At 56.2% G+C, this 18755-nt stretch carries 12 protein-coding genes; all 12 read left to right on the forward strand.

What is annotated here, in order from left to right:
• The first annotated feature begins 51 nt into the window (after nt 1-51).
• The 12 genes from DX909_RS03220 (at nt 52) to DX909_RS03275 (ending at nt 18745) form a co-directional block, all read left to right on the forward strand.
• The gene (locus tag DX909_RS03220; RefSeq protein ID WP_128543608.1) at nt 52-2079 is read left to right on the forward strand and encodes an OmpA family protein; all 2028 of its coding nucleotides are present in this window, start codon (nt 52-54) and stop codon (nt 2077-2079) included.
• A 54-nt stretch (nt 2080-2133) separates the two neighbouring features.
• Complete coding sequence (locus tag DX909_RS03225) at nt 2134-3906, forward strand: glycosyltransferase family 39 protein (protein WP_128543609.1); 1773 nt, start codon at nt 2134-2136, stop codon at nt 3904-3906.
• A gap of 1 nt (nt 3907) precedes the next feature.
• A complete protein-coding gene (locus DX909_RS03230) occupies nt 3908-4726 on the forward strand; it encodes a transketolase (RefSeq protein ID WP_128543610.1) in 819 nt (272 codons plus the stop codon).
• 19 nt (nt 4727-4745) lie between these two features.
• The gene (locus DX909_RS03235; RefSeq protein ID WP_128543611.1) at nt 4746-6758 is read left to right on the forward strand and encodes an NAD-dependent epimerase/dehydratase family protein; all 2013 of its coding nucleotides are present in this window, start codon (nt 4746-4748) and stop codon (nt 6756-6758) included.
• 6 nt (nt 6759-6764) lie between these two features.
• Nucleotides 6765-7676 (forward strand): transketolase family protein, encoded by a 912-nt coding sequence (locus tag DX909_RS03240; RefSeq protein ID WP_128543612.1) that lies wholly within the window; start codon nt 6765-6767, stop codon nt 7674-7676.
• Complete coding sequence (locus DX909_RS03245; protein WP_128543613.1) at nt 7673-9376, forward strand: hypothetical protein; 1704 nt, start codon at nt 7673-7675, stop codon at nt 9374-9376. The genes DX909_RS03240 and DX909_RS03245 overlap by 4 nt, the downstream gene beginning before the upstream one ends.
• A 366-nt stretch (nt 9377-9742) precedes the next feature.
• On the forward strand, nt 9743-11296 hold the full coding sequence (locus DX909_RS03250; RefSeq protein WP_128543614.1) for a hypothetical protein: 1554 nt from the start codon (nt 9743-9745) through the stop codon (nt 11294-11296).
• Nucleotides 11293-12435, forward strand: coding sequence for an acyltransferase family protein (locus DX909_RS03255; RefSeq protein WP_128543615.1), 1143 nt, complete (start codon nt 11293-11295; stop codon nt 12433-12435). Before DX909_RS03250 ends, DX909_RS03255 begins: the two co-directional genes overlap by 4 nt.
• A gap of 351 nt (nt 12436-12786) precedes the next feature.
• Nucleotides 12787-13869 carry an acyltransferase family protein gene (locus DX909_RS03260; RefSeq protein WP_229310926.1) on the forward strand — a complete coding sequence of 361 codons (1083 nt, stop codon included), beginning with the start codon at nt 12787-12789 and terminating at the stop codon, nt 13867-13869.
• Nucleotides 13870-14044: 175 nt separating this feature from the next.
• Nucleotides 14045-14821 (forward strand): glycosyltransferase family 2 protein, encoded by a 777-nt coding sequence (locus DX909_RS03265; RefSeq protein ID WP_128543616.1) that lies wholly within the window; start codon nt 14045-14047, stop codon nt 14819-14821.
• Nucleotides 14822-14930: 109 nt separating this feature from the next.
• Nucleotides 14931-17654, forward strand: coding sequence for a hypothetical protein (locus DX909_RS03270; protein WP_128543617.1), 2724 nt, complete (start codon nt 14931-14933; stop codon nt 17652-17654).
• A gap of 20 nt (nt 17655-17674) precedes the next feature.
• Entirely contained in the window at nt 17675-18745 is a 1071-nt protein-coding gene (locus DX909_RS03275; RefSeq protein WP_229310927.1) for an alginate O-acetyltransferase AlgX-related protein, read from the forward strand.
• Nucleotides 18746-18755 lie beyond the last annotated feature (10 nt).

Here is an 18755-nt window from a genome sequence, read left to right on the forward strand (position 1 = left end):
AAAAAAAACGTTTGTATACCAGAACGTAGCCTAACCTGAAGGATTGCAAAGATGCGGGGTGTATTTCTGTTATTGGGGAGTTTGCTGCTGGCCGTTTCCACGGTAATGGGACAGACCATATACTGGGCCGCTTCGGTGGTCGGTTTTTCGTCCGAGGGGAAGGGGGAACCCTACTCCCAGCAATACCGGGCCAACCAGATTCTGGGAAAACCCAACCGGCTGCCCCAGGTCGGAGATAATCCCTGTGCCTGGTCTCCCCTGTTCCCGGATGGCCTGAACGACGAATGGATCACCGTCCGGTTTGCTCAATCCATTCCGCTCCGGCAGATCGCCGTTTTTCAAAGCGGTCAGCCGGGCGCCATCAGCAATGTGCTGGCAATCGACGGCCGGGGCCGCGAAATTTCGGTGTTCAACCCGGCTGCCGGCGCATCCGAATCCGGAAACCCCTCCCTCCTGCTGATTTTTCCGAAAGATCCTTCGCTGGTTTCGAATACTCTCAAAATCGTAGTTAGCCCCAACCGGGTGAAAGGCCTTAACCTGATCGACGCGGTCGGCATTTCCTCCGATACCCAGCCCATTTCCGTTTCCATCCACGTCTCTAAAGACGCTCCGAAGGAAATCGTGAAGGAAAACATCGGAAAGCAGATCAACACCCGCGGCCAGGAAGTCGCCCCGGTGATTTCTCCGGACGGGAAAACCCTTTACTTTACGCGGGGCCAGCATGAAAAAAATACCGGCGACCCCCGGAGTCAGGACGTCTGGTATTCTACCCTTCAGGGCAACGGAGAATGGGGAGAAGCCGTCAACATGGGCGCCCCGATCAACAATGCCGACGACAACGCCATCAACGGCATGTCGCCCGACGGCCGGACGGCCTACCTCATCAACGTCTACAAACCGGACGGCTCGGTGGCCTTCGGACTCTCCCGGTCCACCCGAACCAAAAAAGGCTGGTCCTTCCCGGTCGAATGCGTCATTAAGGACAATTACAACCTCCACAAAAACAACTATACCGAATATGCCATCGCCCCGGACGGCCGGACGCTGGTTCTTTCGGTCCAGCGAAAGAATTCCCTCGGCAATAAGGACTTATATGTGTCGTTCCGACAGCCGGACCTGTCCTGGAGCGAACCGAAAAGCCTCGGGCCGATACTGAATACCGCCGAATACGAGGGTGCGCCGTTCGTAGCGGCCGACGGACGAACGCTGTATTTCACCTCGGCCGGGCGCCCCGAATACGGGAACGGGGACATCTTCGTCAGCCGTCGACTGGACGACACCTGGACGAACTGGTCGGAGCCGGAGAACCTGGGACCTTCCATTAATACGCCGGAATGGGACGGCTATTTTACGATTCCGGCGACGGGGGATTACGCCTACCTCAGCTCGATTCAGAACTCGGTCGGTGGGGAGGACATTTTCCGCCTGAAGCTATACCCTGCCATCAAACCCGATCCGGTCGTGATCGTGGCCGGCCAGATTCTGGACGCCTTCACCAAAAAGCCGATCCCGGCGGAGCTGATTGCCGTCATCGCCGAAGAAAACAAGGAGTTCAACAAACTGGATTACGACCCGGAATCCGGTGATTATAAGCTCATTCTGCCCGCCCAGAAGTTGTATAACCTGTCGGCCAAACGGGAAGGTTATTTCCCCGTGACGGAGGTGGTCGATCTGGTAAAGGAAAAGCGGTATAAGGAAATCCGGAAAAATATCCTGCTGGTCCCGATCAAATCCGGCCAGAAGGTAACCCTTCATGAAGTTCTGTTCGAACAGAGCAAAGCCGTCCTGATGCCCGGCTCCGATCACGAACTGGACCGCGTCATCGAAATGCTCAACCAGTTTCCGACCATGGAGATCATGGTGGAAGGCCACACCGACAACCAGGGCGAATGGGACAAGAACATGAAGCTGTCGGAAGACCGGGTCCGGATCGTGAAGGAATATTTCGTGGAGAAGGGCATTGCCGGGGCCCGCATCCGGACCAAAGCCTGGGGGCCGAGCAAACCCATCTCCAGCAACGAGACCGAGGAAAAACGGCGGCTGAACCGAAGAGTAGAATTTACGATCCTGAAAATGTAAAGTCACGGAAATCGCCTTATTTTTGCCCGACCTTTGCATTTCCACGATCCATTGATGCCATTTTCGACAAATCCCCGTAGCTATTTCATACTTGCCGGAATTATTCTTCTCGCCTTTTTCCTCCGGGTGTACCGGTCCGGAACCTATTCTATTTTCTTCGACGAAAAATCGACCCTGCTCATCAGCCAGGGGGTGGTGCTGGAGGGAGCCAACCAGCACGACGTTTTCGATAAAAAGGACAGTCCTTATTTTACGCCGAAAGAATTCTGGAAGCAAAAGACGTTCGCCGATTTTATCGAAGCCAACATCCGGGGCGATATCGGCAACAGCCCGGCTTATTACGGCGTCCTCTGGCTCTGGATGGAGGTGTTCGGCCGGAGCGATTTTTCAATGCGGTTCCTTTCGGTCCTGTTCAGTACCCTGACGATCCCGCTGCTTTTCTTCTTCGTCCGCCGGCATTTCCGGTCCGATGGCCTCGCCCTGATCAGTGCCCTGATCGCCACGATCGAACCGTTCTTCATCGCCTATAGTCATCAGGCCCGGAATTATTCGATGACCTTTTTCCTGACGCTGCTGACGACGCACCTCTTCCTGATCATTCTGGAAAAGGAGAATGACCGCAAACCGGCGACCGGCCTCTATGTAGCCTACGCTCTTCTGGTAGCCACGTCCGTGTTGTCCCATTACCTGACGGTGACGGTTTTTCTGGGTCATGCGCTCTATGCCGTACTTTTTCTCCGAAAGCCGCAGGTCTGGGTCCGGCTCGGCCTTGCGGCCATCGCCGGTCTGGCGGTCGTCTCCACCTGGTTCATTTTCGGGGCCGGCAAATACACCTTCAGTACCTTGAACTATCAGGCCAATTTTTACCGGAAGTTTGCGGAGACCAATCCATACAACAACCCCTTCGGCATCATCCTTCCGGCCACGGTGCCGAATGTGTTCTGGCGGTCGCTGCCGGTTTTCAGTGATCTGATCATCTTTACGAACGGCCTTGCCAACGCACTTTCCGGGTTCAAAAACGTGCTTCTGGCGCTGCTGCTCGGCATTCTGGCCACCGGGGTGATCCACTTTTACGGAAACCAGCGTCGGCCGCCGGTCTGGGTCAGGCCGGCGGTGGGGGTAGTGCTGGCGGCCGGGTTGCCGTTTTACACCGTCAGCCCGTGGCAGAACCTCGTCCTGTCCGGTTCCATCCCTCTCTTTTACCTGCTGATCGTCAGCATCTTTGATCAAAAAACGCTTCGGGAACGTCACCTCGTCGTCTTTCTGATGATTTTGTCGCTGCTGCCGACCTTTTTCCTGATCTTCATGGCCTTCCGTTCGGGTCATACCTACGGGATCACCCAGCGGTATTCCGGCTTTTCGTTTCCCTACGTGGTCATTCTGCTGGCGATGATGTTCCGCCGGTTGCCGGGGCTGAAACCCTGGGTCAGCCTGCCGCTGGTGGCCGTATTGGTAATTCAGGGCGTCTTTCTGGTGGGGCTGCTGCAACGGATTTACGGCGATTCGGATCCTAAGTACACTTATTTTGCCCAACCCCGCCTTCCGAATCCCTTCTGGGAGTCGGCCCGGAAAATCCGGGAGCAGTATGCCCCGGGCGATACGGTATTGTATCCTTCCCTGAAACGCCATGAATATACGGAAGTGGACCGTTCGGGCCGGCCGTTTTCAGTCATCGACGCCCAGTTGGTAAACGTATATTTGCCGAAGGATGCGACTTATTATCAGCGCATTGACCAAAACGAGCCGGATAAGATTGTTCTGGTGAAAGGCAAGTCCGGCCGGAAAATCACTATCTTTGACTTTGAAGGAATGAAATATCGGTATTGAAATGATCCTGCCAGCCACATCCATCGACATAAAAACCCTCAGCGGACAACTCCGGCTGAAAGTGCTCGAACTGTATCATATGGCCCACGCGGGTCACATCGGATGCTCCCTGAGCTGCCTCGATCTGATGATTGCCACCCTGGTGCTTCAGAAGCGGGAGGAAGACACCTTCATTCTTTCCAAAGGCCACGCGGCCGCAGCCCTGTACGTCTGCCTGAACCACCTCGGCGAAATCCCGGATGAGCAGCTTCAGACCTTTTATAAAAACGGCACGACCCTTCCGGCCCACCCGGCTCCCAATAAACACCGGGGGATTCCCTTCGCGACGGGTTCCCTGGGCCACGGCCTGCCCATTGCTTCCGGTATTGCCCACGCCAATAAGCTTCAGGGGAACGACCAGGTGGTGTACGTCCTGCTTTCCGACGGAGAAACCAACGAAGGGACGACCTGGGAAGCCGCCCACTACGCCCTGCAGAACGGCCTCGACAACCTGATCATGATGATCGACCGGAACGGCCTACAGGGTTTCGGGAAAACAAAGGATGTGCTGGGCGATACCGCCGAGCCCGAAAAGTGGCGGGCCATCGGCTTCGAGGTGGTCGAAACGGACGGACATGATATCGAAAAGCTTCAGTCCATCGTTGAAAGCCTTCAGCGGCAGGCCAATGGCAAGCCCAAAGTAATCATTGCCCACACCGTGAAAGGAAAAGGCGTTTCCTACATGGAAGACCGGATGGAATGGCACTACCTGCCCATGACCCCGGAACTTTATGAACAGGCCAGAGCCGAGGTTCAGGAGCGGTACCTGTCCGGCCGGTAGAATCTTTTTGAACCCACCAATGTCTGAGCAACTTCTCCCATACCGGGACAAAATTCTTCAACTGAAAGGACCCATTTTCGTATTCGGGGCCAGTGGTTTTATCGGGGCCAACCTGGTCGAGCAGCTTCATCAAATCCGCAGGTCGGCCGGCCACAGCGACGTGTTCGCCCTGACCCATGATGCCACCAGGGCCTGGCGGTTGAAGCTGTTGGACATGCCGGCCGAAAACATCGTCCACTGCGATATTCTTTCCAATAAATCGGTCAGGGAGATTTTCGACCGCCATAAGCCCCGCACCGTCTTCAACCTGGCGGCCTACGGGGCTTACAGCAAACAGAAGAATGTTAACCTGATATACGAAACCAACGTAACCGGAACGGTCAACCTGCTGGAAAACTGCACCCCAGAGACGGTTTATATTCATGCCGGAAGCAGTTCGGAATACGGTTTCAACTGTACCGCCCCGAAGGAAACCGACCGCGTCGAGCCGAATAGCCATTATGCCGTATCGAAAGTTTCGGCGGCCTATATGCTCGAATTTTACGCCCGGGTGCATGGCCTCAACACCCTGAACCTCCGGCTGTATTCCATCTACGGCGGATGGGAAGAACCAGACCGGCTCATTCCCCGGCTGGTCGAGGAGGCTCGCCGAAATGCCCTGCCCCCGCTGGTATCCCCGGATATCAGCCGGGATTTCGTCTACATCGACGACTGCGTGGAAGCCTTCGTCCAGGCGGCTCTGAAGGTGAACAGTTCCATCAGCGGCCGGTCCTACAACATCGCCACGGGTCGGAAAACCACCATGCGCGAGCTGGTCGAAGTGACGCGCCAGACTTTTGGAATTGCCATCGAGCCGGTCTGGGGCAGCATGGGCAACCGGCAATGGGACCTGAGCGACTGGTACGGCGACCCGGAAGCCGCCCGTACCGACCTCGGCTGGCAGGCCCGCACCCCGCTGAACGAAGGCCTGAGGAAAACCGCCGAATGGCAGGCAGGCCACCGGTACGCCGAGCGCATCCTGCCCGCCTTCCAGAACCCGACCCTCAACCCGGTCATCACGGCCATCATCGCCTGTTATAAGGACGCCCAGGCCATTCCGATCATGTACGAGCGGCTGGTGAAAACCTTCAACGAAATGAAGGTCCGGTATGAGATTATTTTCGTCAACGACAACTCGCCCGACAACCAGGAGGAAGTCATCGACGCCATCTGCGCCAAAGATCCGAACGTGATCGGCATCAGTCACTCCCGGAATTTCGGCTCCCAGTCGGCTTTCCTGAGCGGTATGGAGGTTTCTACCGGCGACGCCGTGGTTTTGATGGACGGCGACCTTCAGGACCCGCCCGAAATCATTCCCAGGTTCTATGAAAAATGGCAGCAGGGCTTCGACGTGACGTATGGGGTTCGGGTGCAACGCGAAATGCCTGCTCATGTCCACTTCTTTTATCGGACCTTTTACCGGCTTTTTAAGAAAATGTCGTATATCAACATCCCGGTCGATGCCGGCGACTTTTCGATGATCGACCGGAAGGTGGTGCGGGAACTGGTGTCGCTGCCCGAAACCGAGCAGTTTCTGCGCGGCCTGCGGGCGTGGGTGGGATTCAAACAAACCGGGGTGGATTATGTCCGGCCCGAGCGAATGTTCGGCGTCTCGACCAACAACTGGACGAAAAACATCTGGTGGGCCAAAAAAGCCATTTTTTCCTTCAGTTTTGCTCCCCTGGAGATCATGTCTTACGCCGGGTTCCTGCTGACGGGCCTCTCCATTCTGGGCATTTTCTGGCAGATTCTGGCCAAACTGGTGTTCTTTCCCAACACGCCGGCCGGATTGTCGACCGTGATCGTGCTGGTGATGCTCTTCGGGGGAATCAACCTGCTGGGCATTTCGTTCCTGGGAGAATACATCAGCAAGATTTTCGAGGAAACCAAAAAACGACCTAAATTCATCCGGACCCGGGTTCGCAGGGGTGAACAACTGTATAAAACCGCATCGGAAATCAGGGCGCTGGTCGAGGCCCGCAAAGCGAAATAGACGATTATGCGTAAAGAATTTTCAGCGGCCATCGAGCGCATCGCCACCAGCGACGACCGCATCATCTTCATCACGGGCGACCTGGGTTACAACGCCCTTGAAAATGTGGCCGCAGCCCTCGGCCCCCGCTTCATCAACGCCGGGGTAGCCGAACAGAACATGGTCGGGGTGGCCGCCGGGATGGCTTATAAAGGGTACAAGGTGTTCTGCTACAGCATCGCCCCCTTTGCGGTGTACCGCTGTCTGGAACAGTTTCGCAACGACGTCTGCCTGCATAACCTGCCGGTTTTTCTGGTCGGAAACGGGGGCGGCTACGGGTACGGCATCATGGGTTCGACCCACCACGCCATCGAAGACCTTGCCTGCCTGAGCAGCCTGCAGAACGTCAGGACCTGGATACCGGCTTTTGCCGACGAGATCGACCCCATCGTGGACGCCATCGTGGCGGAAGGCCGGCCTGCGTACCTGCGGCTCGGCGCCGGTCCGAAAACGCCCGAAGGCACTCAGGACGCCGGTTCCTTCCGGAAGATCGTCAGCAGCGAGCGGCCGAAAGGCACCGTGGTGGCGCTGGGCCCCGTGGCGGCCAACGTTCTGAAAGCCTTAGGTACCTCCGATGCGCTCGGCAGCCAGTTCGACGTCTACACGGCGCTGAACCTTCCCCTCGAACTGCCGGCTGAACTGGGGCGGCAATGGGCCGAAACCGGCAATCTGCTGGTCGTGGAGGAACACGTCGGCATCGGCGGGCTGGCGCAGCAGCTTTCCGTGAAATTGCTGGAGAATGGTCTGGCTTTCAATAAGTTCGTCAGCCTTTCCGCGCAGGGCTATCCCGAGGGCCTGTATGGTGACCAGAGTTACCACCAGCGGCAGTCGGGTCTGGATGCCGTTTCCATTCAGGAAAAACTGGAATCCTTTCTATGATCGTCCGGCGGACAGTGAAGGCATCGGACCCGGTTTCCCCACCCCTCCCGAAAGCCGGGCAGTTCGCCCGGATCGGCGCGGTTCTGCCGGTCCTTCCGGTGCTGGTCTTCGCCTGGGTGTTCAGCCGGTATGCCATCAATGTCCCCAAATACGACGATCATGCACTGAAATATTTCCTTCTGTATTTCGAGAAGGCCGATTCCCTTCATGATAAACTGTACGCCCTGTTCCGGCAGCACAACGAGCACCGGATCGTCTATGACCGGGTGGTCACGCTGCTGGATTACTGGCTGACCGGCCGGCTTGATTTCGTTCATCTGATGGTGCTGGGCAACCTGAGCCTGGTAGCCCTGCTGGGGGTCTTCATCCGGGTGCTGAAACGGTCCGCCAGCCCGCTCTGGATGGCCTTACCGGTCTCATTGCTTCTGTTCAATCTTTCGCAGTGGGAGAACATGTTCTGGGGAATGGCCGCCCTCCAGAATTTTACGGTCATTGCCCTCGTGATGGCCGTTTTTTACCGGATCGCCTACCAACGAAAAGCCGACTGGCTGACCCTCGGCCTGGCCGTGGCCGCCACGACCACCTCCGGGAACGGGCTGCTGGTCTGGCCGGTCGGGCTGGTCCTGGTTTTGCTGAACCGGGATTTTACTGGAACAATCCGCTGGCTGGTTGCGCTGGCCGTGACCATCCGGCTTTATTTCTTCGGGTACGAAAAGCCGCCCGGCAATCCGGCTGCCAAAGGGACGATCTCCGACCTGCTGCAGGGCTGGCTGCTGTTCAACGGAGCGGCCGGGGAAGCTTTCCCGATCCGGAATTACTTTCTGGCCTGCCAGGTGGTCGGCCTGCTGGCGGTGGCGGCCTGCCTGTTTATTGGTATCCGGGCGCTCCGGCGCCATTTTGAAGGCCATCGGCTTCCGTCCAATGACATTTTCTTTCTGGGGGGAGCGGCTTTCATGGTCGGTACGGGCCTGATCGTCGCTTTCAACCGGGTTGGCTTCGGCATGGAGATTCTAATCACAAGCCGGTACAAAATTTATTCCCTGACGCTGCTTGGGCTGATTTTCTGTTACGCCATCGCCAACAGCCGGCCGTCCCGCAAAGTCCTGACCGCCGGGCTGGCCGCCGGGTTCAGCTTTCTGCTGGCGCTGTTCTCCTACAGCACCTATCTCGACGAGATCGTGTTTTTACGGAAGTTCATGGCGACGTTTCAGTTCAACTTTACGTATACGACGAACCGTCCCGTTCAGACCATTGATCCCGTCACCCGTCGGATGACCCGGCCGGCCCCGGCCTTTTACGATCCCTACGTAAAGGAGCTTTTCGGGTCGCCGGTCCCGGAAACGACCTTCCCGCTCGACTCGGTTTTCCGGGCCGGGCAGGAGTTTGTCGTCCGGGCGGATTCGTTGCCGGTCCTTGGGTACCGGGATGAGGGAGCGTACCTGCTCGCCCGGTCCGACCGCAGACAGTATCTCTTTCCCGGCCGTCAGTATCAGACCGATAGCCGCCGGGCCTGGGTTCGTCCGGCCCGGAAATTCATCTCCGGTTTTACGGCCAATTTGCCGGAGGTCGATCTGCAACCCGGGTATTATGACCTTTTTGTGGTGACCTACGGACCGCAGGAACAGATCAGGATGTACCGGACCGGCCGCCGGATCTTCACCCGGGGTGCTTCCCTTCCGCCCCTTGAAAAAAACTGGTGATTCCGGGGACCCGGTTTTTCGAAAATGCCGTATCCTGTCGGAAAGGAGTTTTACGCCGTCGCCTTCCCTAAGCGTGAGCCTCCGGCGCCATTTTTTCACAAAAAAACAATAGTTCAGATAAGAAAAAGCGGCAGGAAAGAAGTATATCGAAATAAATTAAGAGTTTGTACGGGGAAATGCGTTTATTAAGTGGCCCAGTTGCGACCTTAAACAGATCAGACTGACCTCCATATGGTGTCAAAGCAGAATCCGCTTCATTTCTTTCCCGTTCTTCTCCCGGTTGGGATCGTTGGTGCCACGGTTCTGAAATTTGCGATTAACCTGCCCTACTGGGATGATTTCATGGTTCATTCCCACCTGATTTCCATGAAATCCGAACCGGGTCTGGTCCAAAAGGTGAGCCGGCTGTTCGACCAGCACTGGGAACACCGGATTCTCTGGACCCGAATTATTTTTTCCCTTTACTACAAACTGACCGGAGAACTCAACTACATCGGCCTGACGCTCATTGGGTTTTCGGGCCTGCTTCTCCTGGGTGGGTTGCTTTACCGGGCCTTCCGGAAAACCGGGTTACCGGTTTATTATTTTTTGCCCGTCACCTTCTGGCTGTTTACCCTCCAGTCCCATGAGAACCTGACCTGGGCGATGGCTTCCATTCAGAACTTTCATGTTCTGGTGTTTATTTTCGGTGCGTACTATCTCCTGGCTCTCAACACCCGACCTGCCTTCTTTGGAGCGTTGATTCCGGCGTCTATGGCTTGTTTTACGAGCGGCAACGGCATTCTCTGCTTTGTGGCCGGAGCGATCGTGCTGGTCCTGCTGGGTCATTATAAACGCAGTATGGTCTGGGCTCTGGCCGGGGTGGTCTGCGCATTTCTCTACTTTTTCGATTACCAGCGGATCAACTTTTTTCCATCGGCTTTCCGGTACGGCCTTTTCACGTGGGTAAAAGCGTTTTTCGTATTTCCGGGCGGTTTCCTCGATACGTACCCTTACACAAGGCCGGTCGCCATCGGTTATAACAGCCCCACCTACCTGACCTTCGCCCTCGGACTGGGTCTATTTGCCTCCCTGCTCATTCTGCTATTTCAGGGCCTGATCAAACCCCGATTTTTCAGCAGGCGGCTTTCAACCTTCCAACCCACTTTCTGGGACATTTTCTTTGGATGTGGAATTCTCTTCCTTCTGGGTACCGATGCCATGCTGGTGTATGCGCGGGTAGGTTTCGGCGGGGCGGAATATATGCTTCAGGGCCGGTATAAAGTCTATTCCCCGCTGTTTCTCAGCCTTTGTTACCTGTATTTTCTCTGGCGTAACCGGGAAGACGTTCGCCTGCCGGCCTACTGGGCCGTGGTCAGCCTGATTACGATTCCGGTCAGTTTATATTCAGATTACCAGTGCCTTGAAAGCCTGGTGAACCAGCAGCGGAAAGCCATTGCGGGCTACCTGACCTGGCGACTGCAAACCCCTATTCAGAATCAGAAAACGTTTGAATCGGTATTTCCCCGGCCCGACCTTCCGCTTGAGATTCCGGCATCAGTCCGGGCCGAGGCCGGTACCGTTCCGAAGGCAAAGGTCGATCAGGTCATGGAAGAACCGTTTTATTACCAGCTCTTCCGGAAAAACTCGGTCAACCCTGACTGGGACCGGCCGGAAGAGGGTTCTTTCATTATCCTGAACGGCCGCGACAGTATCTACGTCTTCCCGGCCCGCCCGCTCCGGCCCTATTCTCTGCCGGACAGCCTGATGGGACGGGTGAAAAAAAATGGTTATTTTACCGATGCCTTTCAGGCCCAGATACCGAAAGAAAGCCTGAAGCCCGGCACCTACCGGATCGGGCTGCTGACCAGCCGAAACCGCTCCATTCGGTACAGCATTACGCCGGTCGTTATTCGTTACACCACACCCGTTTTTCAATGATTACCAGCACGGAATCCGTTAAAAAGGAAAAGAACTATCTCATTCAGCTGGATGGCCTCCGGTTTCTGGCGGTGACGCTGGTGATGGTCGACCACTGGCTGGGCGAGCGCAACGGGCTGCCCCTGGGTTACTTCGGGGTGAACCTGTTCTTTGTCCTGAGCGGTTTTCTGATCACCCGGATTCTCATCACGAGTAAACTGAACGACGAACGGCAGGGGCGCTCGCACGGCCACTCGCTGCGGCAGTTCTACATCCGGCGCAGCCTTCGAATTTTTCCGGTTTATTACCTGACTATTCTGGTGTTGGCTCTGATCGGCTTCCCGGCCGTCCGGGAACACCTCGGCTGGCTGCTGACCTACACCCAGAATCTCTGGATCGCCATTCACCAGACCTGGCTCGGGGCCATCGATCACCTGTGGTCGCTGGCCGTCGAGGAGCAGTACTACATCTTCTTTCCCTTCCTGGTGTTCATGATTCCGACCCGGAATCTGTTCCGGATGCTGGTCTGGCTGATTTCCGTTTCCATCCTGCTCCGGATGTATCTGTTCATGACCGGCGTTCACTGGACGGTCCAGTTCGTGATGATGCCGACCTGTCTGGACGCCTTCGGCATGGGGGGAATCCTGGCTCACCTGCTGGTGTTCCGAAAAGAACAGTTCACCCGCATTGCGAACAGCAACCGGTATCTGCTGATCGGTTTTCTGCTGTACGCCTTCAACCTGTATATGGCCGTGACCGGGGCGCCGGACCGGAGCTTCTTCACCGATGTTTTCGACCGTTTCGTCACTTCCCTGTTCTGCTTTTTCATCATCGGCCGGGGGGTGGTCGGGTATGGAGGACTGATGAAACGCGTGCTGGAAAATCCGCTGAGCAACTATCTGGGCCGGATCAGTTACGGATTGTACCTTTTCCATAACCTGGTTTTCAACGCCTACCACACGCCGTCCGATTTCATAACGGTCCGGGCGCTGAACCGGTTGATGCGCGAGATGCCGTTTCTATCGCATCCGGCCGTGGAACCCGTGGCGATGCTCCTGTTTTTCTACGGTCTGACGGTCCTGCTGGCATCACTCTCCTGGATGGTGATCGAAAACCCCGCCAACCGGCTGAAAGACCGTTTCGCCTACGACCGTTCGTGAAGAAATGGCACCGGATTTTTGGATAATTAACCGAAAGATTACTAAATTTGGTCAGTACCACCCATCGTAGAAGAACCCATTGCCCACTTTCTTTAATACGTCCGGACGCGCTGCATCTCCGAAAACGGGAAAATTTTCCCTTCGGATGTGCCGCGTTTTTATGTTTTATGGCTTTGCCGGCAATGGGTCTGTTTAATCTTCTGTTTGTACGAAACCTCTTTTACCTGTATTCAATCTGCTTAAAACGTGGAGCAAGTTAAAGAATTTGAAGTAGTCCCTTCCGAGTTCGTTTCGCATCCTTCGGTACCGGTCAAGGTCCGGAAACCAAAATTATCCCAGGCCATTTCCTATTTGAAGCAACTGGACGGTCTCCGTTTCATTGCGGTTGCCATGGTATTGGTCGATCACTGGCTGGGGGAAATGAATCGCCTGCCGCTGGGGGCGCTTGGTGTTACCATCTTTTTTGTTCTGAGCGGTTTTCTGATCACCCGCATTCTCCTTTCCAGTAAGGATAAACTGGCCGGTGAAACCAATGGGCTGGGCCGGTATCTGAAGACCTTTTACATTCGCCGGACCCTGCGGATTTTTCCCCTCTACTATTCCTGCCTGCTCATCCTGCTGATTGCCGACGTCCCCCCGGTTCGGGAAACGATCGGCTGGTTTCTGCTGTATGCCAGCAACCTGTATATCGGGCTGAACGCCCACTGGATGGGTGTAGTCGATCATTTATGGTCGCTGGCCGTCGAGGAGCAGGTATACCTGTTTTTCCCGTTCCTGCTGTTTTTCGTACCGAAACGGTACGTGCCGCTGACGATGTGGACCATGATCGCGGGCAGCATCGCCTTTCGGTATATTCTTTTTGTCGGAGGCAGTTCCTGGATCAAATCCTACGTTCTGACCCCTTCCTGTCTGGATTCATTCGGGCTTGGGGCGCTGCTGGCCTACGTCTGGCTGTACCGCCGGACCTGGGTCAATCTGTTATTCTCCCATTCGGCCGGCGTGGTGGTCAGCCTGCTGGCTTATGTTCTGGTCATCGCGGCTTCCAAAGCATTCGAAAATCCGCACAATATCCTGACGGAGGTGTGGGAGCGTCTGGCCGGATCGGTACTCGGTTTCTTCCTGATCGGGCGGGCGGCCTACGGTTTCAAAGGATGGATGAAGGCCCTTCTGGAAAATTCGATCTGCCGGTATCTGGGGCAGATCAGCTACGGAATGTACATTTTTCACAATTTAATCTACAATCCGTACCATACCCCTGCGACCCATCCAACACTGCAAATCTGGAATAAAATGGTCGGCATCGCCCCGGTACTCGATGAATTATTCGTATTAAAATTTTTCTATTTTGCTGCCCTGACCATCCTGGCGGCATCGATCTCCTGGTTCTGCCTCGAAAAGCCGATTAACTCGATGAAAGAGCGATTTTCGTATTAGGAGCAATTTTAAGGGGGCCGGCATCGGCTCCCATTTAATAATAAGTCCTTTTTACAGGCGCAAATAAATAATACTATTTTTCTATATTTGTTGCGTAGGAAATCGTCAAACCGGCAATACGGGCTTCCACACTTGACATAAACGGGTATTGCCATCATTCAACTGCAATTAACTAATGGGTTTACTGCTATCGATTGTCATGCCGGCCTACAATGAGGAAGAGTGTATCGACCTGGTTGTGCATAATTGGATTGACCTCCTGAATCGGCAATTTCCTTCCGACAATACCCGTCTGGTCGTGATCAATGACGGTTCCAAAGACCGGACCGGGGCCATTCTCGACACGCTGAAACCTAAATATCCGGACAAGCTGGTCGTTGTTCACCAGCCGAACGGCGGGCACGGCAATGCGGTCGTGAACGGGTATCGTCATGCCGTCGCCTTAGGGTCGGACTATGTTTTCCAGACCGACAGCGACGATCAGTTCATTACCGACGACTTCTCCAAACTCTGGGAAAAACGGCATCAATCGCACTTTATCCTGGGATACCGCCAGATCCGGTTCGACGCTCCGGCCCGTCTGGTCATCACCCGGATCCTGCGTTTCAGCCTGTTTTTCATCTACGGCACCTACATCCGCGACAGTAACATTCCCTTCCGGCTGATCAACGGCCAATACCTGAAAAAACTGCTCGAACAACTGCCCTCCCCCCCGCCTTTCGCGCCGAATATCTTTCTGGCGGTGATGGCGCGGAAAGCCGGTCAGAAGACGTTCGATATTCCCATCACCCACAAGGAACGCCAGACCGGTACGGTTTCCATCCTGAAGTGGAAACTGATCAAAGTCTGTATGCAAAGCTTCCGGGAACTGGCGGAATTCCGGATGGAGCTGGGTTCGAAGGTGAAGGCCCTCAAAGCCGTAGACGTCAAGCAGCCGGTTGCGGCCAAATAAATTTCGGATAGGAACACGGATCCGGCGGTTTCAACGGTTCGACACGGTGCTTTTTCCGTGAAAACCCGTTCAAGCGGTTTGATCCGTGTTCTTTATTTATATTACCACCATGACTAAAAAACAGCTCTGGTTTGGTGTCGGTGTTCTGGTCCTGATTCTCGGCGGTTACCTGGCTTACCGCTGGTGGAAGGCCCCCACCCGCTCCGCCTGGATGCTGATTCCGTCCGACGCCCTGCTGGTCCTCGAAAGCGGTACCCTTCAGGATACGATTCCCCGGCAGGCCCGGTATTCGGAAATGACTCTCCAGCATACGCCGGTTTTTCAGGAAGCCCTGAAAAGCGTCGAACAGTTCGTCTGGGCTCCGCTCGACACCACCGATGCGCTGAAACTCCTGCACGGCAAGGGCGTCTGGTATTCGCTGCATTCAACCTCGAAAGACCGGCTGGGTTTTATCTTTTACATCCCCATCAAGTCCCTGGAAGACCGCCGTCTGGTCAACCGGATCCGGAATCCCGACGCCGACCGGTTCCGGGTTCTGAGCCATCCTTACGAGGACGAACGCATCCATGAATTGCTGACGGTCCGCAACGAGTCGCTCGGGTCGTTCATCATTCTGGACGATTATCTCGTCGGCAGCCCCTCCACCATCCTGATCGAGAGCGTGGTCCGGCGCATGAAACAGCCGTTCACCGAAACCCCGCTGCAACGCGCCGACATTGCGCTGAACCGCCCGGGAACGATGGCCGGCATGTATGTCCGCAGTTCCGTCCTGTCGGCCATCCTTTCGCCCAAAGGCCAGAACGTCGATGACCAGACCCGGTATGTGAAAGCGTTTCTTCCGACCGAATTGCTGACGAGGTTCCGGCAGTCGGCCTCGCGTTCGCACCTCATCGGCCTTTCCACCGACGATATCGGTTCCAAACGGGATCTGGCCAACCTGTTCGACCGGCAGACGCCCCTGCGCATCAGCTGCGGCCCCCTGATTCCTGAACAGACCGCCACCCTGTTCCACATCAGCCTGAGCGACGGCCCCCGTTTCGGCCGGGCGCTGACCTCCTTCATCAATGCCGAGGACGATGCCGATACCCGCGAAGGCCGCCGGAAACTCCGGCCTTTGCTCCAGAATGAAGAGAACGGCTTTTACCGGTACGTCGGTAACGAAATTGCCCTGGTTCGGCTGGATGCTCCCGGTTCGGACCGCCGGCTGGTGATGATGATCCAGTCGCCCGACCCGGACCGGCTGTTCGACCGTTTCCAGCTGGCGGCTCTTCTGACCTCCGGCGTGGAACGGCTGCCCGGTTCCAAACCGTTTCTGAAATACCGCATTTCCGCCGTCAACGCGCCCAACCTCCCGGCCGACCTGTTCGGAGGCCTGTTCCGGGGATTCGACCAGAGCTGGGTCACTCAGGTCGGGGAGTATCTGGTGATCGGCAATGGCGAGGGTGTTTTACAGGAATTTCTGCAAGCGGTCGAACAGCGGACGGTCTGGTCCGAGTCCTTCCGTCATCGGAACCTTCTCAACCAAACCCTTCGGCCGGCCAATTTCACGGCGTACACCCGCTTCAACCGGGCCGGAGAATCCGTGGCGGCCAACTGGTCGGCGGGATGGCAGCAGTTGCTGAACCACGACGAAACCGCCCTGGACAACGTCGAGGACCTCATCTATCAGAGCAGCTACGGCCGGGAGCGGATCTACTCCACGCTGATCCTGGGTCGCAGCACCCGCCGGGCCACCGAAGCCGTGCTAAACCGGGTGTTCCTCCAGAAAAAAATTGCCCTGAATGCCCCTCTACTCGGGCCGCCGATGGCCGTCGGTGATTTCGTCGGAGGGTCGGGGTCGATCTGGACGGTCGACAATGCCCGCCAGTTTGTTCTGATTACCCCCGAAGGTGAAAAGCACACGTTGGGTACCGTGAACGGCGAAGTGCAGAGCGGCCTGGTTCCGGTCGAGTTTCTGGACAACGGCCGGGTACAATATGCCTTTACCACCCCTACCACCCTGTATATTGCCGATCCGGTAAACGGGCTGGCCAGACTGCGGTCCCTCCCGTTGCCGGACGGTATCGACCCGACCTATCTGGTGGCCCCCCGTCGGGACGAAAACCGGGCGCTGGTGCTTCTCATGCAGCACCGCGACGGCAGTGTATATGCGTTTGACCGGAAACTGGGGCGATTTGTCCGTCAGTTTGCCGTCACCCAGGTTGGGGAAGCCGCAGCGCCTTTCCAGTCCATCGTCCGGAACCGTTCGATGACCGTGGTGGGAACCCAGAAAGAAGGGAAGGTCTATGCCTGGAACGAAAACGGGGGCCGCCTGCCGGGCTTTCCGGTCGATCTGAAAGCGGAGGTGATCGGGCCGGCCTGGCTGGAACCCGGCAACCCGGCCGTCCTGACCATAATGACGAAGGAGGGCGAACTGGTCCGAATGGCGGAAGACGGCCAGATTCAGGAACGGACCCAATTATATCGACCCATCCGGCGCGGGTCCTTCCGATCGCTGCCTGAAGTTAGCCAGAACGGGTTCCTGCTTCTCCGCGTTTCCGACACCGAAGCCGCTTTCCTCGACCGCCAGGGACGCCAGCTGTTCGAGGTTCGGGGATTACGGGCGGGCCAGACCCTCATCCGGTATCACGTTCTGGGGTCCGGCCTGAATCTGGTCAGCATAAAATCCGGTAACTTTACAACGCTTTATCGGCTCAACGGAAGACCCGTCGGTGACCGCCCGATTCCAAGCCAGTATCCGGTCGGGTTACAGTATTCTCCCACCCGGAACAAACTGTTTGTTTACAGTTCGGCCGAAAAAGCCGTTCAGGTCTGGTCCATCAAGGTCCGATAATTACTGAAAATCATTGACCCATGCCCATTCGCATCCTGGTTCGATACGTTGTTTTATTCCTGGCCGGCGTCATTTATATCGGAGGTTGCTCGACGGACGTCATGCAGTCGTTTTACCGGAACAGGCTGATCCCGGATGATTACCGGTTCGGTGATCTTTACCGGCTGGCCAATCTGCCGCAGTTCAAAGCCGAGCAGCATCCCTGCCCGCCGGCCTACCCTGCTGACGGTCCCCGACAACCCATTCACCTGTATCTGATCGGCGACAGCTTTACCGAACCGCAACGCATCAGCCGGCAGGACTTCCCGGTAGAGTCGCTGCACCGGACCAAATGGGATTTTCCGCGGTATGCGCAGCTCGATACTTCCAAAACCAATATTCTGATCATTGAAACCGTCGAGCGGCATTTCCGCGATCACTTTGACCGGTACGTAGGAGATCTGCATATCGTGGAGGATAACAACCGGGTCGAAGTGGCTGCCGAACAGCCGGCGACCTGGAGAAACCGGATGAAGCAACTGGAAGACCAGCTTTCGTCCAAGGCCGTCGAATCCCGGCTGGAAACCATCCTTTTCTTCTCCGACTGGTCGCTTTGGTTCAAGGAGCTGAAGGCCCGGCTGACGCAGAACTGGTTCGGGCGGGTGGACCCGAAAACGTCGGTAACGCCCGACGGCCGGCACCTGCTTTATTATCTCGATACGGATACGACCGGAAAGAACTCTTCCTTCAAACCCCTGCCGGACACCCTGCTGAACCGCTACGTCGACAGCCTGAACCGGATTGCGGACCGGTATCGGGGCCTGGGTTTCGATCAGGTCTATCTTTCGATCATTCCGAACAAAACGAGCATCGTGGCGCCGGATATGGGCCCCCTCCCCTACAATCGCCTGATTGAGCGGATACAGCAGAGCCCCCGGCTGACCGTCCCGACCATCGATATTTTTTCCGACTACAAAGCCAGCCGGATTCCGCTGTATGAGGTCAGTGACGCCCACTGGAACTGCAACGGCCGGGCCATCTGGATTCGGCGGGTTACCGAAGTGCTGAACCGGAAAGGCCGGAAAGAAGAAAGGCTTACCACCTCCCGGTGATAAGCCTTTT

It is taken from the genome of Larkinella soli (genome assembly GCF_003703975.1).
In the GTDB taxonomy this organism is placed as follows: Bacteria; Bacteroidota; Bacteroidia; order Cytophagales; family Spirosomataceae; genus Larkinella; species Larkinella soli.